Genomic DNA, 24,985 nt, shown 5'->3' on the forward strand with positions numbered 1-24,985 from the left:
GCGGACCGTCCGACGTTTCTCAGCTGGGCACGCCCGGAGCGCCGAGATCAGCCACGCAGGCGGCGGGGGAGCGCAGCGATGGGCCTGCTTGCTACTACGGTTGAGGGATGCGGGAGGAGTTCGTCGAAGCGGTGCTTGCCGTGGTCGAGCTCGTGCCCGAGGGCAGCGTCGTGGCGTACGGGGACGTCGCCGATCTCCTCGGAGCCGGCGGACCGCGCCAAGTGGGGGCGGTCATGTCCCACCACGGTGGGCAGGTGGCCTGGTGGAGGGTCCTCAAGTCCAGTGGAAGGCCGCCGGAGGCCCACGAGGACAGGGCGCTGCGGCACTACATCGACGAGGGCACGCCGCTTCGCCGCGACCCAGTGCGCGGCCTCTGGCGCGTGGACATCGGGCAGGCGCGGTGGGCGCCCAGCGACGAGGAGCTCGACAGGGTCGAGGAGATCGCGGAGGCGCTCGAGGAGCGTCTCCACGGCCCCCGATCCGGTCGTCGAGAACTGTCGGACCCCGACGGTGGAATGGATCCATGACCCCACAGGACACCCGCTCGGCACCCTTGACGCTCCTTGCACCTGCTCGTCGCGCCGGTGCCGCGTGGGCCCCCTCGCCCGACCAGGCGGAGGTGCTCGCGCTCAGAGCGGGAAGCGGACCGGTACTCGTGTGGGGCGCCCCCGGGACGGGGAAGAGCCGCGTCCTCGTCGAGTGTGCTGCAACCCGGGTCGTGCGTGATGGCATCGACCCTGCCGGCGTCCTGCTCCTGGCCCCAGCGCGAGCGGCGTCGGCGCGGCTCCGCGACGCCTTCACAGCGCGTCTTGACCGCAGCCTCAGCGCTCCCCCGGCCCGGACGTGGCAGTCGTACGCCTTCGACCTCATCCGCCGGGCCCGCGCAGAGGGCCGCCTCGAGTGGCTGCCCCGTCCGCCCAGGCTGCTCTCCGGCGCCGAGCAGGACCTCATCGTCAAGGAGCTTCTCGACGGCCACCGCTCCTCCGGCAGCGGCCCCGTCTGGCCGAAGGGCTTCGAGGCCGCGCTGGGGACCCGAGGGTTCCGGCAGGAAGTGCGCGAGCTCTTCGACCGTGTCACCGAGTACGGGACGACGGCGGACGAGCTCGCCGAGCTCGGTGCGCGGGCCGGCAGGCCCGAGTGGACGGCAGCGGCCCAGCTGTACACCGAATACCGGGACGTGCTCGAACTCCGGATGCCAGAGGCGTTCGATCCGGCGGGGATCATCACGGCGGCGCGCATGATCCTCGCCGAGGACGGCGAGCTGCTCGCGCGGGAACGGGAACGGCTCGGGCTCCTGTGCGTCGACGACGTCCAGGAGTCGAGCCCCTCCATCCTCGAGCTCCTCGCAGTCCTCGGGGAGGGCCGGGACGTCATCGCCACCGCAGCACCCGACGTCGTCGTGCAGGGGTTCCGGGGGGCGCGTCCTGAGCTCGTGCCCAGCCTCAGGGCCCTCCTTGGCCCGCTCACCGAGCTCTCCCTCAGCACATCACACCGGCTTCCCCATGACATCGCGAAGGCCTGGGAAGCGGTTGCCCAGCGCATCTCCGCTGTGCCGGGGGGCCAGGCAGCGCGCCACCTCTCGACCCCCTCCTCCGGGGGCACCGCTTCGGCTCCTGCTGTCGAAGCGCACGTCCTCCATTCGCCGATGCACGAGCTGCGATACCTCTCGCACCGCATCCAGGAGGCGCGCCTGCTGCACGGCGTGGAGTACGCCGAGATGGCCGTGATTGTCCGCTCGGGCGCCAAGCTCGCGCAGATCCAGCGCTTCCTCGCGGGCCAGGGCATCCCCGTCGCGGTTCCTGTCGCCGAGACCGCCGTGCGTGATGAGGAGGCAGTCCGGCCGCTCCTCACCGCTTTCCGGGTGGTGCTCGACCCCCAGGAGCTGACGGCGGAGACGGCCGTCGAGCTGCTCACCTCGCGGGTCGGGGGCGCCTCCGCCCTCGAACTGCGGCGCTTGAGGCAGTCTCTGCGTCAGCTCGAGCTCTCGGCCGGCGGCGGCCGGGCGAGTGACGCACTCCTCATCGAGGCCATCGAAGTCCCCGGGACCCTCGATTCGCTCGGCGTGGAGGCGAGCGCAGCGCGCCGGGTTGCGCGCATGATCGTGCGGGGGCGGGCTGCAGCGGCAGAGCCGGGGGCGACGGCCGAGTCGGTGCTGTGGGCACTGTGGGACGCCGCTGGCCTCGCCAAGCGCTGGTACGACCTGGCACTCGGCGGTGGTGTGCTCGGGCTCCGCGCAGACAGGGACCTCGACGCCCTCATGGCCCTCTTCCACACGGCTGAGCGCTACGTGGACCGGCTCCCCGGAGCATCGCCGGCGCAGTTCCTCGACTATCTCAGCGACCAGGAGCTGCCCATGGACACGCTGGCCCCTCGCGCCCAGAGCGCCGACGCCGTGGAACTGCTCACACCTGCCAGCGCTGCCGGACGCGAATGGCGCCTCGTCTTCGTCGCTGGCCTCCAGGAGGGAACGTGGCCCAACACGAGACTCCGTGGCGAGCTGCTCGGAAGTACGCTGCTCACCGACTGCCTCGACTTGGGTGTCGTCTCCGCGCTCCTCGTGACCCCGCGCGCTCGGCTCAAGGACATCCGGTACGACGAGCTGCGCTCGTTCTCGGCAGCAATCTCGCGAGCCTCCGAGCGCCTCGTGTGCACAGCGGCCTCCGCGGAGGATGAGGTCCCTTCGCCCTTCCTCGACTACGTCTCGCCGCTGCCGGGTGGACTGGTCGACCGGCCTTTCACGGACGTCCCGCGGACGCTGGGCCTGCGCTCGCTCGTCGCTGAGCTCCGGCAGTCGGTCGAGGCAGGCGACGAAGATGCGCACGCCGCAGCAGCCCTCCTCGCCGAGCTCGCCGTGGCCGGCGCACCGGGAGCGCACCCCGGTGAGTGGTATGGACTGGCACCTCTGAGCAGTACGGGACCAGTGGTCCCACCGGATGGCACTGTGCACGTGTCGCCGTCGAAAGTGGAGACCGCCTCGAAGAACCCGCTTGACTGGTTCGTCTCGGCCGCGGGCGGAGAGGCTGCGACGGACTTCGCCCGGGCCCTCGGCACGCTCGTCCACGCCATCGCCCAGGACCTTCCGGATGGAACCTTCGCCGACTACACCTCGGAGCTTGAGCGCCGATGGCCCACGCTGGGACTCGGGAACTCGTGGGAGGGCGAGGTTGATCTCGCAAAGGCCACCGAGATGGTGCGCAAGCTCGCCGAGTACGTCCGGACGAACGACCGGGAGCTTGTCGGGGTCGAAATGGACTTCGAGGCCCCGCTGGCGCGAGTCGGAAGCGCAGAGATCGCCGCGCGCACGGTGATCCGGGGCCAGGTGGACCGCCTTGAGCGCGATGCCGCCGGCCGGTTGGTCGTCGTCGACCTGAAGACCGGCACCAGGCGCCCGACTGCTGCGGAGCTTGAACGGCATGCCCAGCTCGCCGCGTATCAGGTGGCCGTGGCCGCGGGAGCGTTCACGTCGCCAGCGGGTCTCCCGAGCGCGGGCTCGGCGCCCGGAGGTGCCGAGCTGGTCCAGCTCGGCAGCACGACGGTCAAGCTCGTCATCCAGCAGCAGCCCCCACTGGATGACGCAGGCTGGGCTGTGGAGCTCGTCGAGAAGGCCGCCGAGACGATGGCCGGCGCGGCGTTTGAGGCCCGCCACGAGCCGGGAAGCAGCTACTCGGGCGGATGCCGGCTTCCTGACGTCTGCCCACTCTGCTCCCGGGGAAGGCAGGTCACCGAATGAGCACGGATGCGCGCAGCACCCGGGACGGAGTCGACGGTCTCCCGGAAGAGCGCGCCGGGGACGTCGCGAGCCTTCCGGTGACGTCAGCGGACGCAGCGCCGAGGCAGCTTCCCGAGCCTCGCTTCAGCCCCGAGGAACTCGCAGACCTCCTAGGCCAGCACCGACCCACGGCGCAGCAGTCGGAGATCATCTCCTCCCCGCTCGAGCCCCGTCTCGTGATCGCGGGAGCCGGATCGGGAAAGACCGCCACGATGGCCGACCGTGTGGTGTGGCTCGTGGCGAACGGCTGGGTCAGGCCGGACGAGGTGCTGGGCGTGACCTTCACGCGCAAGGCAGCCGGGGAACTGTCGGCACGTATTCGTGCCCAGCTGGGCCGCCTTGCCCGCCTCGCGCGGTCGGCCGGCGGCGTCGCCCCCTCCGCCACGGATCCCGAGGCGCTCGACCCAACGGTCTCCACGTACCACTCGTTCGCCAACACCATCGTCCAGGACCACGGGCTGCGGCTCGGCGTGGAGCGCGATGCAGTCCTCCTCGGACCGGCGCAGTCGTTCCAGCTGGCCGCGCGCGTGGTCGAGGCGTACGACGGCGGGACGTGGGACCGCTTCCCCGCGAAGAGCACCCTCATCCGCGCGGTGATCCAGATGTCCGGAGAATGTGCGGAGCACCTGGGGGAGCCGGCGGTGGTAGCGGAGTGGCTCGAGGAGGAGTCTGGCCGCCTCGAGGCCCTCCCGCCGGGCGGAAGGTCGAAGGGTCCCACAGCTGCTGCGACTGCCATCTTGAGGACACTGCGGAACCGGGCGCTCGTCGCCCGCCTCGCGGCACGGTACTCGGCCTTCAAGCGCGAGCGGGGGGTGCTCGATTACGGCGACCTCGTGGCGTTGGCCGCGCGGATCGCCACGGAGGTCCCAGAAGCCGGGAGTGTCCTCCGTACCCAGTACCGGGCCGTCCTCCTCGACGAGTTCCAGGACACCTCCCACGCCCAGCTCGTGCTGTTCGCCGCGTTGTTCGGCGCCGGCCACCCGGTGACGGCCGTCGGTGACCCCAACCAGTCCATCTACGGCTTCCGCGGCGCCTCGGCTGGGCAGCTCGCGAGCTTCCCCGACAGGTTCCCTCGCCGGACGCACGACGGCGGCCTCGCGCCGGCGTGGACCTCCCACCTCACAACGGCCTGGCGGAACACGACACGCGTGCTCTCGACTGCCAACATCGTCGCCGCCCCGCTGGTGCGGCCCCCGGCATACCGGCCGGCCGGCGGCGGTGCAGACGTTCGGCGCCTCGAGCCCAGGCCGGGCGCAGGGACAGGGCGCGTGCGACTCGGCCGGTTCGTCGACGAGCTCGCCGAGGCCTCGGCGGTGGCCGATGAGCTTCACGCGATGCTCCAGGACTGGCCCGCGAATGCCGAGGCCGCGCCGACCATGGCGGTCCTGTGCCGCAAACGCTCTCAGTTCGCGCCGCTCCGCGCCGAGTTCGAGCGCCGCGGCATCCCCTACGAGGTCGTCGGCCTCGGGGGACTCCTCGACACTCCAGAGATCGTCGATGTCGTGGCCACCCTCCGGGTGATCGCCGACCCCGGCCGGTCAGATGCCCTCATGCGCCTCATGGCCGGGGCACGCTGGCGCATCGGCCCTGCGGACCTCATGACGCTCGCCGACTGGTCTCGCCACCTCGCGGCCTTCCGGACAACGCCGGCACGGCCCGGAGAGCAGGACGTGGACGCGCCGGGGACGGAGGACGAGGTCCTCGTCGAAGGCGATCTGGCTGAAGCGGCCAGCCTCATCGAGGCCGTGGACAGGCTGCCGAAGGAGGGCTGGACCTCCCGCGCCGGCCGGACGCTGACCACCGAAGGCCGATCCCGGCTGTCCCGACTGCGGGACGAGCTTCGGCAGCTGCGCACCCTGGCCGGAGACGATCTGACAACCGTCATCTCCCATGTCGAGCGCGCACTGCTGCTGGACATCGAGCTCGCGGCTCGGCCCGGCACCTCAGTCCATGAGGCGCGGCGGCACCTCGACGCCTTCGCCGAAGCGGCCGCGTCGTTCCTCGCGCAGTCGTCAGAGCCCGGTCTGGCCGCGTTCCTCGCCTGGCTCGACGCCGCTGCTGACGAGGAATCGGGGCTTGACACAGCTCCCAGCGAGCCGACCCCCGGGGCTGTCCAGCTGCTCACGGTCCATGCCTCGAAGGGCCTCGAGTGGGACGCCGTCGCCGTGACGGGCCTCAACCAAGGGATCTTCCCATCAGGCGGCAACGACCGGTGGACGAGCGGCGCGTCCGCATTGCCATGGCCGCTCCGGGGCGACCGCGCCGACCTCCCCGCATGGGACGCGGACCAGCCCGACCAGAAGGGCTGGCTCGACTCGGAGAAGCTGTTCGCCGAGGACGCCGCCGAGCACGCCGAGCGTGAGGACCGGCGGCTGGCCTACGTGGCGTTCACCCGCGCGCGCTCCCTCCTCGTGGCCACTGGCTTCGCCTGGACGAGCGCACGGTCCCGGCCCATGGAACCATCTCCCTTCCTGGCCGAACTCCACATGGCGGCTCCCACGGAAGGATTCGAGGTCATGGCGTGGGCCGAAGGGGAAGAGGTGCCGGAGGAGAACCCCCTGCGGACTGAGGCCGAACGCTCCGTCTGGCCCTACGATCCCCTCGAGGGGCCCGTCGATGCCTCGACCGGGAGGCGACGGAGCCTCAGGCCCGGCCGCCGTGCTGCTGCCGAGTCCGCGGCGGCGGCCGTCCTCGCCGAGATCCACCGACTGGCGCCGGGAGGGGACGGAGGCGGGAAGCTGGCTGCCAGAGCAGCCAAAGGGACCGCCGACGGCGCGCGGGCGCGGCAGGATGGACACGCCACGCAGGGCAGCGAGACGCGGCAGGGCGGACGAGCCGCAGCCTGGGCGCGCGAAGCGGAGCTGCTGCTCGCACACCGGGCGGAGGCCCAGGACGAAACTGCTGTCCGACTGCCGGAACACGTCTCGGCATCGACCCTCGTGGCGCTCGGCGAGGACCCCGCGGCGGTGGTCCGCCAGCTCCGTCGGCCAGTGCCACGCCGGCCCGGAACCTCCGCACGCCGAGGCACAGCATTCCACGCGTGGGTCGAGGAGTACTACGGCTCAAGCGCCATGCTGGACCTCGAGGGCCTCGACAGCAATGACGAGTACGTTGACGAGGCGTATGAGCTCGGGGATCTCGTTGCGGCCTTCAAACGCACGGAGTGGGCCGACCGGAGGCCCGCACATGTCGAGGTGCCGATCGAAACGCGGGTGGGGCCCGTCGTCGTGCGCGGACGCATCGATGCCGTGTTCCGCGACCCTGATGGGGGGTGGGACCTCGTGGACTGGAAGACGGGCCGGGCGCCGACGGGATCTGCAGTGAACAGCCGGTCGGTGCAGCTCGCGGTGTACCGGCTCGCGTGGTCCCGCCTCACAGGGGCACCGCTGGAATCCGTTCGCGGCGCTTTCTGCTACCTCGCGGAGGGGACAGTGGTGCGGCCGGAACGACTGGCCGGCGAGGCTGAGCTCGAGGCCCTCGTGGCGGCTGCGCTGCGGGCGCCGCGCAGCTGAACGCGGGCGGGCAGCCACGCCCCAGCGGATGGTGCGCGTGCAACGAGCGTCCGCACGAGCGCGCAGGCGGATCCGACGACGCGGCGCCGGCCCGAAGCGCGTAGACTCGCGCCTACGCGCCGTGCCCGTGCTCGGTGACGAGCGGCACGGCAGCGGTCGCCGGCTCTGCCTCCCCGTCCCGGGGCGGCAGAGCCAGGCCCTGGACCGCCGCCGATGCCTCGCTCAGCCTACGAGACTCCGCGGTGTGGCCGCCGGAGGCGTCCTCGTCGTTACCCTCGGCTGCTGCCGCCGCTGCGGCGCCGCTCGGTGCTGTGTCGCCTCCGGCCGGAGCCGCCGCGGCAACCTCTGCCGCCGTGGCTGCGGACGCCTCGCTGGCCTCGATGTCTGCCGCGAGCTCGGCGAGCATCTCTGCGGCGTCGCGCGCAGCCCCGGCGTCACCGAGGGACGTCGCCTTCACGAGGTACTGGGCGAGGGCGAATTCTGCGGCCAGGGCCGCGCGACGGGCTAGCTGCGGATCGACCGGCTCCTTGCGAGCCTCATGGTAGGCGGCCAGGACGGTGTCAACGAACTGGGGCTCATTGGAGGCGACGAGCCAGGCGATGTCGTCGGCGGGATCCCCAATGCGCACGTCTGTCCAGCCCGTGACTGCGGAGACGCGGTCCTCGTCGATGAGCAGGTTGTCTTCGTGCAGGTCGCCGTGGACCACGGTCGGATTGAACCGCCAGAGAGTGACGTCCTCCATGGCCTGTTCCCATCGCCGGAGCAGCACGGGAGGGATCTTGCCGGTGGTGGCTGCCTGGTCGAGTTCGTTGAGACGCCGTTGGCGGAAGCCGTTGGCGGAGTAGGAGGGCAGGTCCGCGCGGTCCACGAGGGACTGTGGGAGGCCGTGGATGGCAGCCAGCGTCCGTCCGATCTCCTGCGCGAGGCGCTCGCTCCCCCGGGCGAGCTCGTCGAGCCCACGGACCGACCCGGTGAGGTTGGTGTAGACGCAGGTGGTCAGTCCGCCCATGCGCACCGTGCCCGCGACGGCCGGCATCTGGAACGGCAGCTCGGCACGCACCGACGGCTCGAAGGCCCGCAGCACGGTCATCTCCGTCTCGAGGCGGGCACTTGCCTCGCTGCCGCGGGGGCACCGGATGCGCCAACGCCGCCCGTCGGCCGTCTCGAGGAGCGCGGCGTCGAAGTCGGTGGCGTCATCGGGTGACGGCGCCACTGCGGTCGGGTTGAGTCCGGGGACGGCGGCGGTGGCGATGGCAGCCAGCTCGAACGGGGTGTGTCTCACCTTGTCCACGCTAGCCGGATGGCAAGGGTCCTTCACGCGCCCACGCCGGGAACTCCTGCGGCTCCCCGAGGGATGGACGCCAAGGTGGCGTCCACATGGGGACGGCGAGGGTTGTGCGTCTGTCGGAGCGCCTCAGTACGGTAGGGATATGACGTCCGGCCACCAACGCGAACAGCAGCCCACACCTTCACCCACGAGGCCGGAGGCGGCGCCGGAGGGTGCGGGGCCTGAGCACCGGGACTTCGCCGCATTCGCGGGCGCGGGCCCCAGGGCCGGGCTGCTGGCAGACCACCTGCTCCCTGCCGAGCCGGAAGTCCTCGACCGGAGGTCGGCAGACCGGGCCGACGCGTCCTTCCTCCGCAGCCTGATCGAGCAGCCCGGCGCCGTGGCAGTGCTCTACTCGCAGCGCCGTGCCCTCCACTCGGGCGGACACCTCGCCTTCCTCCCCGCAAGCCAGCTCCCCTCTGCATGGCTGGATGGACTCCTTGTGTACCTCGGGAGGCTTCCGCAAGAGCGTACGACGGCGCGCGCGGACCCGGGTGCCGACGTCGTGCTGGTGGTTCTCGACGAGCCGGTCGAGCCGGTCTCCGCGGTCATGTCCGAGCCGGCGTCCGAGGGAGCGGCGCTTCTGCCCGAGGACACGAACTGGGCGGGCTTCCGTGAGTCGGGCCCCGGGCTGGACGCCGTGGAGGCCGGAATCCTCCTGGAGGCCACCGCGATCGCCAACTGGCATGCCGTCCATCCCCGCTGCCCGCGGTGCGGCGCCGCCACGCAAGTGGTCCAGAGCGGATGGGTCCGGCACTGCCCCGAGGACGGCTCAGAGCACTTCCCGCGCACTGATCCGGCCATCATCGTCACGGTTGTCGGTCCGGACGACAGGCTGCTCCTCGCCACGGGGGCGCGCATGCGGTCCACCATGTTCTCCACGCTCGCCGGGTTCGTCGAGCCGGGGGAGTCGCTCGAGCAGGCTGTCGCGCGCGAGATCCTCGAGGAGGTGGGAGTCCGGGTCACCGAGTGCCAGTATCTCGGGTCCCAGCCATGGCCCTTCCCGGCGTCGCTCATGCTCGGCTTCACCGCGCGCACCGAGGACACTGCTGCTGCGCCGGACGGCGTGGAGGTCCTCCGGGCGCGCTGGTTCACCCGCGAGGAGCTCTCGGAGGCCGCAGGCTCGGGAGAGATCGCACTGCCGAGCAGCCTCTCCATCTCCCGCGCCCTCATCGAGCATTGGTACGGTGGCCGTATCGCCGATCCGGCCTCGGCGGCCTCGAGGTGAGCGAGCAGACGACCGTGCAGGCAGAACATGGCGGGACTCTCGAGGACCGGCTCCTTGCCGGGCTTGACGACGAGCAGCGCGAGGTGGCGACCACACTCCACGGTCCGGTCTGCGTCCTCGCCGGAGCGGGGACCGGCAAGACACGGGCCATCACCCATCGAATCGCCTACGGCGTCCATTCGGGCGTATACCCGCCGCAACGCCTCCTTGCCGTGACGTTCACCGCGCGCGCGGCTGCCGAGATGCGCAGCCGGCTGCGGGACCTGGGCGTGGGCGGCGTGCAGGCGCGCACGTTCCACGCGGCGGCCCTCCGCCAGCTGCAGTACTTCTGGCCCCAAGCGGTGGGCGGCGCGCTGCCTGGCCTGTTGGAGCACAAGGCGCAGGCCATCGCCGAGGGCGCGCGCCGCCTGCGCCTCACGGTGGACCGGGCAGCCATCCGCGACCTCGCGTCCGAGATCGAATGGGCCAAGGTCTCGATGCTCACGCCGTCCACCTACCTCGAGGGCGCGTCCGGCCGGGGTGAGCCGGGAGGCCTGCAGCCCCCTACGGTGGCACGGCTGTTCGAGGCGTACGAGGACGTCAAGGTTCACCGGAATCTCATCGACTTCGAGGACGTCCTCCTCATCACGGTGGGCATCCTCCAGGAGGACCCGAAGGTCGCCGCCACGGTGCGGGACCAGTACCGGCACTTCGTCGTCGATGAGTACCAGGACGTCTCCCCGCTCCAGCAGAGGCTTCTCGAGCTGTGGCTCGGCGGCCGCGAGGAGCTGTGCGTGGTCGGCGACGCGAGCCAGACCATCTACTCCTTCACGGGGGCCACGAGCGCCCACCTGCTCGAGTTCGGCAAGCGGCATCCGGACGCCGCGGTGATCCGGCTCGTCCGGGACTACCGTTCGAGCCCCCAGGTGGTGCGCCTCGCGAACCAGCTCCTCGCCTCGCGCCGGCCAGCGGGCCCCGCGGCGGACGCCCGGTGGGCGGAGCCGCTGGGGCTCGTCGCCCAGCGGCCCAACGGACCGGAGCCCGAGTTCGCCGAGTGCTCGGACGACGAGGCAGAGGCGGCTACCGTCGCGCGACGTATTGCCGCGCTCGTTGCCGCAGGGACCCAGCCCAAGGACATCGCTGTCCTCTTCCGCACGAACGGCCAGTCGCAGGCGTTCGAGCAGGCCCTTGCCGCGGCGGGCATCGGCTACCAGCTGCGCGGGGGAGAGCGGTTCTTCAACCGGCGCGAGGTCCGCGACGGTCTCCTGCAGCTGCGCGGCGCGGCTCGTGCCGTCGCGGACGACGGCGTGCCCGTGGCGCAGCGCGTGCGCGACATCCTGTCCTCGCTGGGCTACTCCGAGGCGCCCCCCTCCGGCGGAGGAGCGACGAGGGAGCGATGGGAGTCGCTGGCGGCCCTCGTGGCGCTCGCGGACGAGCTTGCCGCCGCCCGCGGAGAGGGGTTCGGCCTCGCCGAGTTCGTCGCGGAGCTCCAGGAGCGCGCCACGGCCCAGCATGCACCCGCGGTCCAGGGCGTCACCCTGGCGTCGCTCCATGCAGCCAAAGGCCTTGAATGGGACGCAGTGTTCCTCGTGGGCCTGAGCGAGGGCCTCGTTCCGATCTCCTTCGCTGACACCCCGGTGACGATCGACGAGGAACGCCGCCTCCTGTATGTGGGGATCACACGCGCCCGCGAGTTCCTGCACCTGTCCTGGTCGCTGTCCCGCACGCCGGGAGGACGCGCCCACCGGCGGCCTTCGCGCTTCCTGGACGGCCTGCGCCCTGGCGGCTCATCGGTCGTGCACTCCGGTGGCACCCCGCGGAAGCGCCGTGAGCTCAAGGGCCCCACCGCGTGCCGCGTCTGCGGGGCCATCCTGTCAACGGGGGCGGAACGGAAGGTCGGCCGGTGTGCCAACTGCCCGCCGAGCTACGAGGAGGCCACCTTCGAGGCGCTGCGGGCGTGGCGGCTCGAGCGGGCCAAGGAATCCGACATCCCCGCGTTCGTCGTCTTCACGGATGCGACCCTGACGGCTATCGCCGAGGCACGGCCGGCGAGCCTGGCCGAACTCGCACAGGTGGCCGGGGTGGGGCGTGCCAAGCTCGAGCGATACGGCGAGGGCGTGCTGGAGGTGCTCCGTGGCGCGTGAGAAGGAAGCGCTCGGCCATCAGGAGGCGTTGCCCGTTGCCAGCATGCCCGGTCGGGTGGAGGTGCGCCGGTCCGCGCGGCGGCGCAAGACGGTCTCGGCGTTCTGGGAAGGCTCGACCGCTGTGGTGGCGATCCCCGCGGCCTTCACCGCCGCCCAGGAGGCCCACTGGGTCGAGCGCATGGTGGCGCGACTGAAGCGGGACACGGAGCGGCGGGCCGCACCGGCCAGCGACGAGGCGCTCGTGGCCAGGGCCCTGGACCTGTCCCGTCGCTACTTCGACGGCCGGGCGGTGCCTGCTTCCATCCGCTGGGTCACCAATCAGCGGCGGCGGTGGGGCTCGTGCACGCCCAGCCAGCGGACGATCCGCCTCTCCCACGAACTCCGGGGCATGCCCGACTGGGTGGTCGACTACGTGATCGTGCACGAGCTCGCGCACCTGCTCGTCTCCGGTCACGGGCCCGCGTTCTGGCGGCTCGCCGAGGCGTACCCGCGTCTCGCGGAGGCCAAGGCCTTCCTCGCGGGTGTCGCGTTCGCAGGAAGGCTTCCTTCCGAGGGCGCGCCGGCTGCGGACGGTTCGGAGTGGGACCTTATCGATGACGAGGAAGGCGCCTAGAATCTCGCCATGAGCGAGCTACCAGCCACCTACGTCAAGTACCTCCAGGGTCGCAGCGCCGAGTTCATCGACACGGTGCGACCAGTCCTCCTCCAGTCCGCGGCGGATGCCCTGCACGGGGTGCGCGTGGCCATCAACGAACCCCACGAGCTTCAGGCCCACTTGGACGAGACCGTCCCCTTCGGCGAGATCGTGGAGGACGTGGACTGACCACGCGCGCCTTCTGAGGACCAGCCGGCAACTGGTCGGCGTGCCGGACACGCACGACGTCTGCCGCGCGCGGCACCTCAGGCGCGCGGCCCGCTCGGGGGAGTGCCGCCGTCGTCCGCGTTGCCCTCCTCGTCCGTTGCATCGGACCCGGGCTCGGTCGCCGTGCCCTGAGACGGCCCTTCCTCCGGCGCGCTCTCCGGCTCGGTGGGGGTGTCGAATCCTCCGGCGAGGAGCTTCTCGAGGGCCTGGTCCACCTCCGAGTCCTGCGCCTCGGCCTGAGACCTGCGGGCAGAGAACCCCTTGGGGTCGTCGAGGTCCTCGGGCGTCGGGAGCAGGTCCGGGTGCTTCCAGATCGCATCGCGACCGGCAATCCCGCGCTCCTGCGCGAGCGATGCCCACAGCGTTGCCGCATCCCTCAACCGGCGGGGCCGGAGTTCGAGCCCTACGAGGGACGCGAAGGCGTGCTCGGCGGGGCCCCCTGTCGCACGCCGGCGGCGCACGGCTTCGCGGAGGGCACCCGCCGAGGGCAGCACACCTTCAGTCGCCGCCGCGGTGAGCTCGTCCACCCAGCCCTCGACGAGTGCGAGGGCGGTCTCGAGCTTGACCAGCGCCGCGTCCTGCTGGGGGGTGCGCTGGGGCATGAACACCCCGCCCTGGAGAGCCTCCTGGATCGACTCGGGATTGCCCGGATCGATGCTGTGTGCCAGTTCCTCGATCTTGGACACATCGATGTGGATGCCCCGGGCGTAGTCCTCGATGGCGCCGAGCAGGTAGGCCCGCAGCCAGGGCACGTGCATGAAGAGGCGGGCATGCGCTGCCTCACGCACGGCCAGGTAGAGGCGGACGTCGCCCTCCGGCAGCCCGAGCCCCTCGCCGAAGCTGGCCACATTTGCCGGCAGCAGGGCCATCTCGAGGTCCACGAGGGGCACTCCGATGTCCGACGAGCTCACGACCTCGCCCGAGAGCGCGCCGATCGCCGCGCCAAGCTGCATTCCGAAGATCGCGCCGCCCATGTTGGTCAGCATGGAGGACGCTCCGCCGAGCATGCCCTTCATCTCCTCGGGCATCTGCTCATTCATAGCGGTCGAGAGCGCGGTGGCGATGCTGTTCGCGACCGGTTCGGTCAGACGCCTCCACGTGCCCATCGTCGCCTCGATCCACTCGGCACGCGACCAGCCACGGCCGATGATCCCGGTACCGGGGAAGTCGGTCGTCCTGTCGAGCCAGAGCTCCGCGAGCCGCAGGGCCTCGTCCACCTCGCGGTTCTGCGTCGCCGAGACCGAAGGGTCCTTCGCAGCCGCGGCCGTCCTGCGCGCGTGCTCGTGGGCCAGCTGCCAGTTGACGGGACCATCGCCTCCCGTGGAGGTCATCATGGCCTGGACCTGCTCGAACATCTGGCGCAGGAGGTTCGGGTCGCTGGGCAGGCCAGCGGCCTTGGCCATCTCTGCCGGGTCGAAGCCCTCCGCGCCAGCGCCGCCCATGAGCCTGCCGAAAAGCTCCGACAGGGGATCCTGGGGCTCGTCGTCGTGGCCCGAGGGCTTGTCTGGTGTGGTCATCATGCCGCCGATCACTGCTGCTTCCAAGGACACCCTCACGGTACCGCGGTGCCGTAGGCGTGTCTGCGGGCGATGGGGCTCTTTCGCTGTCGGCACAGCCCTGGGGAGACGTGGGTCCGGACTTGCCCCGTAGGCTTGGGACAGCTCCCGGGACGGCGAGCGCGAGAACAGACGGGAGTGCTCATTGAGCGTTGACGGCGGCAGTGCGACCGGGCGCATCAAGCGTACGTCGGGCCGCGGCCTCGCCGCGGCCATCGCGGGGCTCGCGGCCCTTGTGCTCGGTGGAACCGTGGCGGCCGTTCCGGTGCCCTACGTCGTCGAGTCGCCGGGACCTGCCTACAACACCCTGGGCCAGACGGCGGGCAAGGACGTCATCAGCATCAGCGGGCGAGACTCGTACCCCGCGTCGGGAGCGCTGGACCTGACCACCGTCTACATCAACGGCGGTCCGAACAGCGACGTCGGGCTGCTCGAGCTGGCCCGCTCATGGTTCGACCAGTCTCGCGGCATACTCCCGCTGCGCGCCGTCTATCCGCCGGGCACCACGAGCCAGCAGGTCGCGGACGAGAACGCCGCCCAGATGCAGGACTCCGAGCAGACGTCCGTCGCCGCCGCCCTGAGCGATCTCGGCATCCACTACGAGCAGCAGCTCAATGTCGCTGCAATACCCGATGGCTCCCCATCCGCCGGCAAGCTCAAGGTCGGTGACCGTCTCGTCAGTGTCGCGGGAACTGCTGTCACCTCCCTCTCCGCGGTCCAGAAGGTGCTGGCGACTGCGGCAGGTGCGCCCGTGGACGTCGTGGTGCTCCGCGACGGTGCACAGGTATCAGAGCAGGTGACGCCGACGAAGGGCCAGCAGGGCACCTGGGTCATCGGCGTGGGGATCGCGTACACCTACACCTTCCCCTTCTCGGTGAGCATCTCCCTCGACAGGGTGGGCGGTCCCAGCGCCGGGATGATGTTCGCCCTCGGGATCGTGGACAAGCTCACCCCGGGTGACCTGACGGGGGGCAAGCACGTCGCCGGGACCGGCACGATCAGCCCCGATGGGGCCGTCGGGGCCATCGGCGGCATCGACCAGAAGCTGTATGGCGCCCGAGCCGCGGGCGCCACGCTCTTCCTTGCACCGGCGGACAACTGCGATGAGGTGGTGGGCCACGTCCCGCAGGGGCTCTCAGTGGTGAAGGTGAGCACTCTCGGGGAGGCTCGCGCCGCGGTCGAGGGCTACGCGCAGGGGAAGGACCCCTCGACGATGCCGCAGTGCACGCGCTGATCCGCCGGACGGGTCGTCTGCCCTGCGGACTCCCGGGCGTGGTCGAATCGTTACCTCACCGCGACCCGGGCCCGGGAACTGCCGGCGTGCGCCGGGCGTGCTTGACTTAGACGAGCACGGGCCACCCCCGTGCGCCGTGGAGCAGCCGAGCCAGAGCAACGAGGTACGCCGTGACATCCCGCCCCGAAGGCAGACCGACCGCACTACGCCGCCGCAGGGGCGCGCTGATTCCGACCATCGTCATTGTCGCCGTCCTGGCCGTCGGGTTCGTGCTCTTCTCCCAGCTGTACACGGACATCCTTTGGTATCAGCAGCTCGGCTTCGTCGAGGTCTTCCTCCGGGAGAACCTCGTGCGCTCTCTCGTGTTCCTCGTCGCCGCCGTCGTCATGGCGGGGGCCATCTACGGCGTGATGCGGGGGGCGTACCGCGCGCGGCCGGTCTACGCGCCGGACCCCTCCTCTCAGGACACCATGAGCCGGTACCAGGAGCAGCTCGAGCCGATGAGGCGCATCGTGATGGCTGGCGTGCCGATCGTCTTCGGCCTGTTCGCTGGTGCTGCCGCGGCGAGCCAGTGGCAGAAGGTGGCCCTGTTCTTCAACCAGGAGTCCTTCGGCGTCCAGGATCCGCAGTTCCACCTCGACATCAGCTTCTACACGATGTCACTGCCGTTCCTCGGCGCGGTGGTGGGATTCCTCCTCAGCGCAGTGGTCATCGCCGGGATCGCGGGCCTGCTCACCCACTACCTCTACGGCTCCATCCGGATCAGCGAGAGCGGCATCTACATGGCGCGCGCGGCGCAGCTGCACCTCGCGATCTCCGGCGCCGTGCTGCTGCTGCTCATCGCCGCCAACTTCTGGCTCGACCGCTACAGCTCCGTCTACAACTCGTCCGGGCGCGTCTCCGGTGCGCTCTTCACCGACGTCAATGCTGTTATCCCGACCAAGGCGATCCTGGCGATCGCGGCGGCCATCGTGGCAGTCCTGTTCGTCGTCGCCGCCGTGATCGGCCGTTGGCGCCTGCCCCTCATCGGCACGGCGATGCTCGTCATCACCGGCATCCTCGCCGGCGGCGTCTACCCCTGGGTGATCCAGACGGTACAGGTCCGCCCGTCCGAGCAGGTCGCCGAGACCCCCTATATCGAGCGCAACATCCAGGCGACCCGGGCCGCGTACGGCCTAGACGACGTCGAGGTGCAGGACTACAAGGCGACGACAACGGCCACGCCGGGCGCGCTCCGGCAGGATGCCCAGACGACCGCGAGCATCCGGCTCCTCGACCCCACGCTCGTCTCGCCCACCTTCCAACAGCTCGAGCAGTACCGCCCGTACTACCAGTTCGCGCCGTCACTGAACGTGGACCGCTACACCGTTGACGGCAAGTCCCAGGACACTGTCATTGCCGTGCGCGAGCTCAACTCGCAGGGCCTGTCCCCGAGCCAGCAGTCCTGGTACAACAACCACATCGTCTACACCCACGGATATGGCGTGGTCGCCGCCTACGGCAACACGGCCACGACCGACGGGAAGCCGGTCTTCATGGAGTCCGGGATTCCCTCGACAGGCGTCCTGGGGACCGATTCCTCATACCAGCCCCGCATCTACTTCGGCGAGTACTCCCCGGACTACTCCATCGTCGGAGCACCTGCGGGCAGCCAGCCGCGGGAACAGGACAAGCCCCAAGGCGGCGCCGGGGACACGCAGTACACCTTCGACGGCAACGCTGGCCCCAACGTCGGGAGCTTCTTCAACAAACTCATGTACGCCATGAAGTTCCAGAGCACGGACCTGCTCTTCTCGGACGGCGTGAACGGCCAGTCGCAGATCCTCTACGACCGCAATCCGCGGGACCGCGTGCAGAAGGTCGCGCCCTACCTGACCGTCGACGGCAACGCCTACCCGGCTGTGATCGACGGCCGCGTCAAGTGGATCGTCGACGGATACACGACGACCCAGTACTACCCGTATGCGCAGCAGCAGCAGATCCAGCAGATCACTGCCGACTCGCAGACCGCTGCCGGCCGGGCCACGCAGCTGCCGCAGGCCACCGTCAACTACATCCGCAACTCGGTCAAGGCGACGGTCGACGCGTACGACGGTTCCGTCACCCTGTACGCCTGGGATGACCAAGACCCGCTGCTCAAGGCATGGGAAAAGGTGTTCCCAGCAACGGTGAAGCCGATCTCCGACATGTCCTCGGGCCTCATCAGCCACGTGCGCTACCCCGAGGACCTCTTCAAGGTCCAGCGTGAGCTCCTGACCCGCTACCACGTCACCGATCCCGGCGACTTCTACAAGAACAATGACGTATGGAGCGTGCCGAACGACCCGACCGTGAAGTCGGGCTCCGTGAAGCAGCCGCCGTACTACCTGACCCTGCAGATGCCGGACCAGAAGGCACCGGCCTTTCAGCTCACCTCGAGCTTCATCCCGCAGACGGTCGAGGGAGGATCCTCTCGGGACGTGATGTACGGATTCCTGGCGGCGGACTCGAACGCTGGGTCGAAAGCCGGGGTGAGAGGGCCCGACTACGGCAAGCTCAGGCTCCTCAAACTGCCGACCGATACGCTCGTGCCGGGGCCGGGCCAGGTCCAGAACACGTTCAACTCGGACACCAACGTCTCGCAGTCGCTCAACCTGCTCAGACAGGGAGCCTCTGAGGTGCTCAACGGCAACCTGCTCACCCTCCCGGTCGGCGGAGGACTGCTGTACGTCCAACCCGTCTACGTGAAGTCCACCGGCGCCACCTCCTATCCCACCCTCCAGCGCGTCCTCGTCGCGTTCGGCGACAAGATCGGATTCGCGCCCACACTGGACAAGGCGCTCGACGACCTCTTCGGCGGCAACTCGGGCGCGAAGGCTGGGGACTCGGGCAACAACGGCCAGACACCGACGACGCCGACTCCGGCGCCGAGTTCCGGCGCTGCGCCATCCGCGCAGGCCGATCTGCAGGCGGCGCTCAAGGACGCGGGCCAAGCGCTCAAGGACGGCCAGGCGGCACTCGCGGCCGGCAACTTCGCGGCCTATGGTGAGGCCCAGCAGAGGCTCAGCGCCGCGGTGCAGCGGGCCATGGATGCCGAGGCCAAGATCTCCTCCGGCGCAGGCACATCGGGCTCCTCCACGGCCAGCCCGGAGCCTACGCCGAGTGCAACTCCGACACCGAGCCAGTAGTCGCGGAGCCGGAGCAACTTGAGCCGCCGGGTCGCGCAACCTGCGGCGTTCACCGCGATTTGGCCCAGCATTCACTCCTTGCTATTGTGGGTGGTGCGCCGCGGGGTGGAGCAGTTCGGTAGCTCGCTGGGCTCATAACCCAGAGGTCGTAGGTTCAAATCCTGCCCCCGCAACCAAGCACCACGCAGAAGGCCCGGACCAATGGTCCGGGCCTTCTGCGTGTCTGTCGGGCCGTCTCTGGCAGGCACGTCCAGAGGGACAGTCTCCGCCAGGCAGCACACCTCTCAGACGGTCAGAGCTTGTCGAGGTCGGCCTCTTCGACGGACGTCGAGGCACCGGTGGCGGATGCGGTGCCGGCCCCGGAGCCGAGGGCCGCGGGGGAGGTTCCCTGCTTCAGCGCCGCGAGACGGGCCTCGATCTCTGTCTGCTCGCCGAGGTCCTCGAGCTGGTTGAACTGCGCGTCGAGGCTGGACGCGGCGAGCTCCTGCTGGCCGCGGACCTTCGCTTCCTCACGGCGGACCTTCTCCTCGAACCGGGAGACCTCGCTCGTTGGATCCATGATGTCGACGCTCCTGAGAGCGTCATTCACCTGGCTCTGGGCGGCTGCGGTCTTCGAGCGGGCCACGAGCTCATTGCGCTTGGCGGTCAGCTCGTTGAGCTTGCCCTTCATCTGTTCCAGCCCCGTCTTGAGCCGGTCCACGACTTCGCTCTGAGTTGCGATGGTCGGCTCCGCGGCCTTGGCCTCATTCTCGGAGGACATCTGGCGCTGGATGGCAACCTTGGCGAGGTTGTCGAACTTCTCGGCGTCCGCGGTGTCCCCGCTGGCCCTGAACTCGTCCGCCTTCCTCGAGGCGGCCAGCGCCTTGTTGCCCCAGTCCTGGGCGGCCTTGATGTCCTCTGCATGATCCTCCTGCATCATGCGCAGGTTGCCGATTGTCTGGGCGATGGCGGACTCGGCCTCGGCGATGTTGTTCGTGTAGTCCCGGACCATCTGGTCCAGCATCTTCTGCGGGTCCTCCGCCTGGTCCAGCAGGGCGTTGATGTTCGCCTTGGCCAGCTGTGCGATGCGTCCGAAGATGGACTGCTTTGCCATGGTGCTCCCTTTCGTTGCGTGGAAAGTGGTCCGGTGGAAGGCGTTCGCGTTCCCCCGTGCGGCCTAGAAGCTGCCGCCGTCGCCGCCGAAGTCTCCTCCGCCGCCGAAACCGCCGCCGTCGCCGCCCCAGCCGCCGCTGAAGCCGCCGTCGCCGCCCCAGCCGCCGCCCTGATGGTGGCCGCCGCTGAGGATCGAGTTGATGATGATGCCGCCGAGGATCGCCCCGCCGAGGCCGCCGCCGTCGCGGCGCCCCCCGAACATGCCCCCATATCCCGGGCCTCCGCCCCAGCCGGCGAATTGGTCGACGTCCTGCTGCGCTATCTGCCCCGCCTGCGATGCGAGGGCGTTTGCCTGCTGGGCGTAGGCGAGGGCGGTCGTGGGATCGCTGGACGAGATGGACAGGGCGTAGTCGAGGTTGCGCTGGGCCTCCGCGAGCCGCGTCCGTGCCTCGGTTCCGACGCCGCCGCGGCGGGCGGTGATGTAGTCGCTCGTGGCGCTGATGCGGTCCTGGGCGCTCTGCAGGGCCTGCTGGAGGGACGCCTGGGCCCGCTGCGCCTGCTGCTGCTTGTCCCGCACTCCGGTCAGGGCCTCGTCGAGCTGGGTGTGCGCGGCTTCGATCCGTGACAGGAGGGCGACCGGATCGACTTTCGGGGTACGCAGGTCCTCCTGCACCGTGGCGAGGGTCGTCGCGACCGCCGCCACGGGGCCGGCAAGCTCGGGGTGCTGCCCCTGACCGGCGAGAGCCTTGGCCTGGGCGACGTCGGCCTGGGTGTCTGCGAGCGCGGTGTCGATCCGCTGCCTCGCGTCATCGAGCGCACTTGCGGCCTTGTCGATCGCATCCAGCAGCACCCGGGCCTGGTGCAGGGCCTCCTCGGCTGCCCTGACGGCGATGGCGGCCGGGCTGGTCTGGCCTTCGGAGAGCTTCTGCCTGGCCGTCTCCGACGCGTTGGACACGAAGGCCAGCCGCTCCTGGGCCTGAGCGATGTTGTCGGCGACATGCTTGACTGCCTGGTCCGCATAGCGCGACTGGAGCTGGGTGAGCTGGGTCTGCGCGGCGGCGAGCCGGGACTGGGCGTCCGCAGCGCCCTTGCCGACGTCGTCCAGCGCGGCCGGGGCGTTGCGTTCGAGCTCCCGCAGGGCGTCGAAGTCCGCCTTCTGCTCAGCGAGGGACGCAATGGCGGCCTCCGAGCGTCGGATGATGTCGCCGAGCCACTGCCGCTGCTGCGCCTCGGTGTCGGGGATGTGGTCGTCGAGCTGCTGCTGGAGCTTGAAGGACTCGCTCAGGTGGGCCTTGGCCTCCGCGAGGGCCTTCGTGAAGTTGCCGACGGCGTCGGTGCCGTAGGAGGCTTCGGCGAATCCGAGCTCCTGCTCGCTCGAGCGGATGGCATCGTCGGCGCGAACAAGGAGGCCGCTCGCCCGCTTGCGGAGCTCGTCCACGCTCAGGGATGCGAGGGGGTCGAGCTGGCCGGAACCCGGGCCCATCTGGACCTGGGGCTGTGCTGCGGCCTTGCGCCGCCGGGAGATGAGGTAGGCGCCCGCCGCTCCCGCGACGACGACGCCGCCTCCCACGAGCCACGGCACTGCGCTTGCGCCACCCGATGTGACGGTGCCGCTCCCGCCTCCCGCGGCGTCGCCCACCGCCTTGGCGGTGTCGATGGCGGCCTGCGCGTAGTCCTTCTTCCCTCCGGCCAGATTGGGCGTGACGGCGTTCTGCGCGATGGTGGAGATCTTGGGGTAGACCTTCGTGTTGGATGTGCTGGCGAGGAGCTGGTATTGGCCCGATGTGGCGATGGCAAGCAGCACGTCTGAGCCGCCCATCCCGGTGTTCTTGGCCACGGCCTGGGCCCACGCAGTCCGGTCGGCAGGATTGGTGAACGAGTCGACGATGACTACGTACAGGTTGGTCTGGTGTGAGCCGAGGAGGTTGGAGATGGCCTTCTGGACGTCCGCCTTCCGGCCTCCGAGGGCGCCCTGCGGATCGATGATGTTCGTGCCGGAGGGGATCGTCACCGGGTCCGTGGCCCATGCGGCAGCCGTTGCGGGGAAGAGCATCAGGAACGCTGCCGCGAGGGTCGCAACCAGTGTCTTCGCCGTCGAACGCATGCGCCAGTCCTTCAGTCAGCCCGGAGTCCCTGGCCCCGGGTCCGCGCGGCCCCCACGCTCGGTGCCTGATGGCAGAGGCGGCTCGTATGTCGATTCTAGGTGCGTGCGTGCGGCGCTCGCACGGGGCCTCTGTGCGCTGGGAGAGAAACCGCGCCGCAGGAGCGGTCCTTTCGGCGGACTCCCAGCGAGCTTCCAGAGAACAGAAGAGTCTGGCACAGCTTGGTGGACCATAGTGGGTAAGGAGTTCAGGGAAAGGACCCAGCAATGAACGAGAGCGACCCCCGCCCGGCATCCGGCGCGGGAGCCCCCGACCCCCAGCGGCAGGGCCATCCGACCGTCCAGCAGCCGAGCGTTCCCTCCGGCGGGGCCCCGGAGCAGTCGCAGCGCGGCCAGACGCCGTCGCAGCCCACTCAGCCGCTGCCCCCCTATGGCCAGCCTTCCGCACGGGACGCGAACGGCCCGGAGCCCCGCTTTGGCCAGCGCCCCCCCGAGCAGCAGGGCCCGCAGCACCAGGCGCCCCAGTACGGCCAGCAGCATCCCCAGGGGCCCAACGGGGCGGCCCCGCAGTACGGCCAGCCGGGCTACGGCCACCCGGGCCAGCCGGGCTACGGCCCTCAGGGCCCGCAGGGCTACGGCCAGCACGGCTACTACGGCCCCCAGGGCCCGCAGCCACAGGGCAGCTCATTCTTCCCGCGCCAGCCGCAGCAGCGGCCGGGGCGGCGCCAGAAGGGCCGCTGGGGCAGCGGCGTGCTCGTGGGCAGCATGCTGGCAGCCGGGCTCGTCGGCGGCGGCGTCGTGGCGGGCACCTCCGGGCTCTGGGCTCCTCGGGCCATGAGCGTCTCGAGTCAGGCGCAGAACCCCGGCCCGGTCATCGTCAACAATCAGGACAGCGTGAACGCCGTGACCGCGGCTGCGGCGAAAGCGTCCCCGAGCGTCGTGACCATCGGGGTGACCTCGGGGAACTCCTCCGGCACCGGCTCCGGCGTGGTGCTCGACGACCAGGGGCACATCCTGACCAACACCCATGTCGTGACGCTGGACGGCCAGGTGGCCAGCCCGTCCATCGAAGTCAGGGCGAGCAACGGTGCGGTGTACAAGGCGACGGTCGTGGGCACCGATCCGCTCAGTGACCTCGCGGTCGTGAAGGTCGACGGCGCCAACCTCACCCCGATCACGTTCGGCGACTCCGGCAAGATCAACGTTGGCGACACCGCCATCGCCATCGGAGCCCCGCTCGGGCTCGAGAACACGGTGACGGACGGCATCGTCTCCACACTCAACCGCACGATCTCCGTCGCCTCCTCGGCCGCGCCCCAGGGAGGGGACAGCTCGCAGGGCAACGGCGGCGACCAGGGATTCCAGTTCGCCCCTCCGGGGCAGGGCCAGTCGCAGCGGCAGAGCGCCCAGAGCACAGTGAGCCTGAACGTGATCCAGACGGACGCGCCGATCAACCCCGGCAACTCCGGCGGCGCCCTCGTGAACAGCCAGGGGCAGCTGATCGGCATCAACGTCGCGATCGCCTCCACCGGCTCCGGCTCGTCGTCGGGCTCGCAGTCCGGCAACATCGGCGTCGGCTTCAGCATCCCGGCCAACTACGCGCAGCGGATCGCCAAGGAGCTCATCGACAACGGCAAGGCCACCCACGGCCAGCTCGGCGTCTCCGTGCAGGACTACAGCGCCAACGGCGCCAACTCGTCCTTCTCCAGCGGCGCCCGCGTCGCCTCGGTGACCTCCGGATCCGCCGCTGACAAGGCGGGGATCAAGCAGGGCGACGTCGTGACCCAGTTCGCCGGCATTCCGATCTCGGACGCGTCCGAGCTCACGGCAGCGGTCCGCCAGCAGGCGCCCGGCTCCACCGTCAAGGCAACCATCCAGCGCAACGGCCAGTCGCAGGAGATCGACGTGACGGTCGGCTCAGCACAGTAGGCCGTTCCCGGGCCTGCGCTCCACGGAGTGGTCACCCACGGCGGCGCACGACGGCGCGTTCCGGCACCCAGCCGGGACGCGCCGTCGTGCGTCTGCCGCGGCCCATCGGTGAAACGCCGCGTCAGAAAGGGAGGCGCCCCCGGCGCTGCGTGTGGTTAGCTAGGCGTGCCCGGCATGCACGCCGCGGGCCGCAATGCCGTGCCCAGCGAGCCCCGGGCCACCTGCCGCGGACGGTCCCCGCCCACGGCATGTTCGCGAGTAGGGAAGGCGAAGGACTGTGGGAGACACCCTCAAGATCGTCGTGCTGGTCAAGCACGTGCCGGATGCGCAATTCGACCGCCACATCGGCCCGGACCGCACCCTCGACCGCTCCGAGAGCATCCTCTCCGAGCTGGACGAGTACGCCCTCGAGGCCGCGCTGCAGCTCACCGACGCCCGCGGGGGCGACAAGGGGGGCAAGGAGGTCATTGCCCTGACGATGGGCGGCGCCGACGCCGCGAACGCCCTGAAGAAGGCCCTCCAGATCGGTGCGAGCTCGGGCGTGCACGTCAGCGATGACGCGCTCGCCGGCTCGGATGCCTGGGCCACGTCGCTCGCCCTCGCGAGCGCCATCCGCCGGATCGGCGATGTGGACCTCGTCCTGACCGGCATGGCGTCGACCGACGGCGAGACGTCGCTTGTGCCCGCGCAGCTCGCGGAGCGGCTCGGCCTGCCGCAGCTGACCTTCGCCTCCTCGCTCGAGGTGGCCGGCACGACCGTGCGTATCCAGCGCGACGGCGAGGGCGTGACCGAGACGGTCGAGGCGGAGCTGCCTGCGCTCGTCTCGGTGACTGACCAGGCGAATGAGCCGCGCTACCCCAACTTCAAAGGCATCCTCGCCGCGAAGAAGAAGAAGATCGCGCCGCTCTCCTTGGGTGATCTCGGGCTCGACGCCGGCCAGGTCGGCTCCGCGGGCTCGCTCACCGAGGTCGAATCCGCGCAGCCGCGTCCCGCCCGCTCCGCCGGCACGATCATCACCGACGAGGGTGACGCCGGCGTCAAGCTCGTCGACTTCCTGGCCGCACAGAAGCTCATCTGAGGGAGAG

General features: G+C 70.4%; 15 protein-coding genes and 1 tRNA gene. 12 read left to right on the forward strand and 4 right to left on the reverse strand.

Translation table 11 applies throughout. From position 1 onward, the window contains the following. Window positions 1-107: 107 nt before the first annotated feature. Genes IE231_RS07125 through IE231_RS07135 form a run of 3 tightly spaced genes read left to right on the forward strand, consistent with a single transcriptional unit; the run spans window position 108 to window position 7,281 of the window. A complete protein-coding gene (locus tag IE231_RS07125; RefSeq protein ID WP_189693237.1) occupies window positions 108-527 on the forward strand; it encodes an MGMT family protein in 420 nt (139 codons plus the stop codon). After that, window positions 524-3,730 carry an ATP-dependent helicase gene (locus IE231_RS07130; protein WP_189693238.1) on the forward strand — a complete coding sequence of 1,069 codons (3,207 nt, stop codon included), beginning with the start codon at window positions 524-526 and terminating at the stop codon, window positions 3,728-3,730. The genes IE231_RS07125 and IE231_RS07130 overlap by 4 nt, the downstream gene beginning before the upstream one ends. Beyond that, window positions 3,727-7,281, forward strand: coding sequence for an ATP-dependent helicase (locus IE231_RS07135; protein WP_189693239.1), 3,555 nt, complete (start codon window positions 3,727-3,729; stop codon window positions 7,279-7,281). Before IE231_RS07130 ends, IE231_RS07135 begins: the two co-directional genes overlap by 4 nt. Before the next feature lie 112 nt (window positions 7,282-7,393). On the opposite strand, the gene IE231_RS07140 is transcribed toward IE231_RS07135, so the two are convergent. Further along, window positions 7,394-8,563, reverse strand: coding sequence for a macrolide 2'-phosphotransferase (locus IE231_RS07140; protein ID WP_189693240.1), 1,170 nt, complete (start codon window positions 8,561-8,563; stop codon window positions 7,394-7,396). Window positions 8,564-8,711: 148 nt separating this feature from the next. Between IE231_RS07140 and nudC the strand changes: the two genes are divergently transcribed. Genes nudC through IE231_RS07160 form a run of 4 tightly spaced genes read left to right on the forward strand, consistent with a single transcriptional unit; the run spans window position 8,712 to window position 12,782 of the window. Continuing rightward, window positions 8,712-9,836: an NAD(+) diphosphatase gene (gene nudC / locus IE231_RS07145; protein ID WP_189693241.1), complete on the forward strand. Its 1,125-nt coding sequence runs from the start codon at window positions 8,712-8,714 to the stop codon at window positions 9,834-9,836. Beyond that, window positions 9,833-11,959 (forward strand): ATP-dependent DNA helicase UvrD2, encoded by a 2,127-nt coding sequence (locus IE231_RS07150; protein WP_189693325.1) that lies wholly within the window; start codon window positions 9,833-9,835, stop codon window positions 11,957-11,959. Before nudC ends, IE231_RS07150 begins: the two co-directional genes overlap by 4 nt. Window positions 11,960-12,002: 43 nt before the next feature. Further along, a complete protein-coding gene (locus IE231_RS07155) occupies window positions 12,003-12,572 on the forward strand; it encodes a M48 metallopeptidase family protein (RefSeq protein WP_189693318.1) in 570 nt (189 codons plus the stop codon). A gap of 9 nt (window positions 12,573-12,581) precedes the next feature. Continuing rightward, window positions 12,582-12,782: a hypothetical protein gene (locus IE231_RS07160; RefSeq protein ID WP_189693242.1), complete on the forward strand. Its 201-nt coding sequence runs from the start codon at window positions 12,582-12,584 to the stop codon at window positions 12,780-12,782. Window positions 12,783-12,859: 77 nt separating this feature from the next. Here IE231_RS07160 and IE231_RS07165 read toward each other — a convergent pair whose 3' ends face one another. Next, complete coding sequence (locus IE231_RS07165; protein ID WP_189693243.1) at window positions 12,860-14,341, reverse strand: zinc-dependent metalloprotease; 1,482 nt, start codon at window positions 14,339-14,341, stop codon at window positions 12,860-12,862. Between the two features lie 181 nt (window positions 14,342-14,522). Between IE231_RS07165 and IE231_RS07170 the strand changes: the two genes are divergently transcribed. The 3 genes from IE231_RS07170 (at window position 14,523) to IE231_RS07180 (ending at window position 18,954) form a co-directional block, all read left to right on the forward strand. Continuing rightward, on the forward strand, window positions 14,523-15,611 hold the full coding sequence (locus IE231_RS07170) for a YlbL family protein (protein WP_189693244.1): 1,089 nt from the start codon (window positions 14,523-14,525) through the stop codon (window positions 15,609-15,611). Between the two features lie 170 nt (window positions 15,612-15,781). Continuing rightward, window positions 15,782-18,778, forward strand: coding sequence for a UPF0182 family membrane protein (locus IE231_RS07175; protein ID WP_229866554.1), 2,997 nt, complete (start codon window positions 15,782-15,784; stop codon window positions 18,776-18,778). Window positions 18,779-18,877: 99 nt separating this feature from the next. Continuing rightward, window positions 18,878-18,954 (forward strand) — tRNA-Met (locus IE231_RS07180). A gap of 116 nt (window positions 18,955-19,070) precedes the next feature. On the opposite strand, the gene IE231_RS07185 is transcribed toward IE231_RS07180, so the two are convergent. Next, complete coding sequence (locus IE231_RS07185) at window positions 19,071-19,871, reverse strand: PspA/IM30 family protein (protein WP_189693245.1); 801 nt, start codon at window positions 19,869-19,871, stop codon at window positions 19,071-19,073. 63 nt (window positions 19,872-19,934) lie between these two features. Then, a complete protein-coding gene (locus tag IE231_RS07190; RefSeq protein WP_189693246.1) occupies window positions 19,935-21,974 on the reverse strand; it encodes a TPM domain-containing protein in 2,040 nt (679 codons plus the stop codon). Window positions 21,975-22,238: 264 nt separating this feature from the next. Here IE231_RS07190 and IE231_RS07195 point away from each other — a divergent pair, with 264 nt between their 5' ends. Both IE231_RS07195 and IE231_RS07200 read left to right on the forward strand, forming a co-directional pair. Further along, window positions 22,239-23,900, forward strand: coding sequence for a S1C family serine protease (locus tag IE231_RS07195; protein ID WP_189693247.1), 1,662 nt, complete (start codon window positions 22,239-22,241; stop codon window positions 23,898-23,900). A 277-nt stretch (window positions 23,901-24,177) separates the two neighbouring features. After that, the gene (locus IE231_RS07200) at window positions 24,178-24,978 is read left to right on the forward strand and encodes an electron transfer flavoprotein subunit beta/FixA family protein (protein WP_189693248.1); all 801 of its coding nucleotides are present in this window, start codon (window positions 24,178-24,180) and stop codon (window positions 24,976-24,978) included. The last annotated feature ends 7 nt before the right edge of the window (window positions 24,979-24,985 follow it).

Origin of the sequence: Sinomonas cellulolyticus, assembly GCF_014656475.1 — a bacterium.
Classification (GTDB): domain Bacteria; phylum Actinomycetota; class Actinomycetes; order Actinomycetales; family Micrococcaceae; genus Sinomonas; species Sinomonas cellulolyticus.

Coding starts and splice junctions, on each gene's coding strand:
- IE231_RS07125 (WP_189693237.1), top strand. CDS start 108: ATGCGGGAGGAGTTCGTCGAAGCGGTGCTTGCCGTGGTCGAGCTCGTG.
- IE231_RS07130 (WP_189693238.1), top strand. CDS start 524: ATGACCCCACAGGACACCCGCTCGGCACCCTTGACGCTCCTTGCACCT.
- IE231_RS07135 (WP_189693239.1), top strand. CDS start 3,727: ATGAGCACGGATGCGCGCAGCACCCGGGACGGAGTCGACGGTCTCCCG.
- nudC (WP_189693241.1), top strand. CDS start 8,712: ATGACGTCCGGCCACCAACGCGAACAGCAGCCCACACCTTCACCCACG.
- IE231_RS07155 (WP_189693318.1), top strand. CDS start 12,003: ATGCCCGGTCGGGTGGAGGTGCGCCGGTCCGCGCGGCGGCGCAAGACG.
- IE231_RS07160 (WP_189693242.1), top strand. CDS start 12,582: ATGAGCGAGCTACCAGCCACCTACGTCAAGTACCTCCAGGGTCGCAGC.
- IE231_RS07165 (WP_189693243.1), bottom strand. CDS start 14,341: ATGATGACCACACCAGACAAGCCCTCGGGCCACGACGACGAGCCCCAG.
- IE231_RS07185 (WP_189693245.1), bottom strand. CDS start 19,871: ATGGCAAAGCAGTCCATCTTCGGACGCATCGCACAGCTGGCCAAGGCG.
- IE231_RS07190 (WP_189693246.1), bottom strand. CDS start 21,974: ATGCGTTCGACGGCGAAGACACTGGTTGCGACCCTCGCGGCAGCGTTC.
- IE231_RS07195 (WP_189693247.1), top strand. CDS start 22,239: ATGAACGAGAGCGACCCCCGCCCGGCATCCGGCGCGGGAGCCCCCGAC.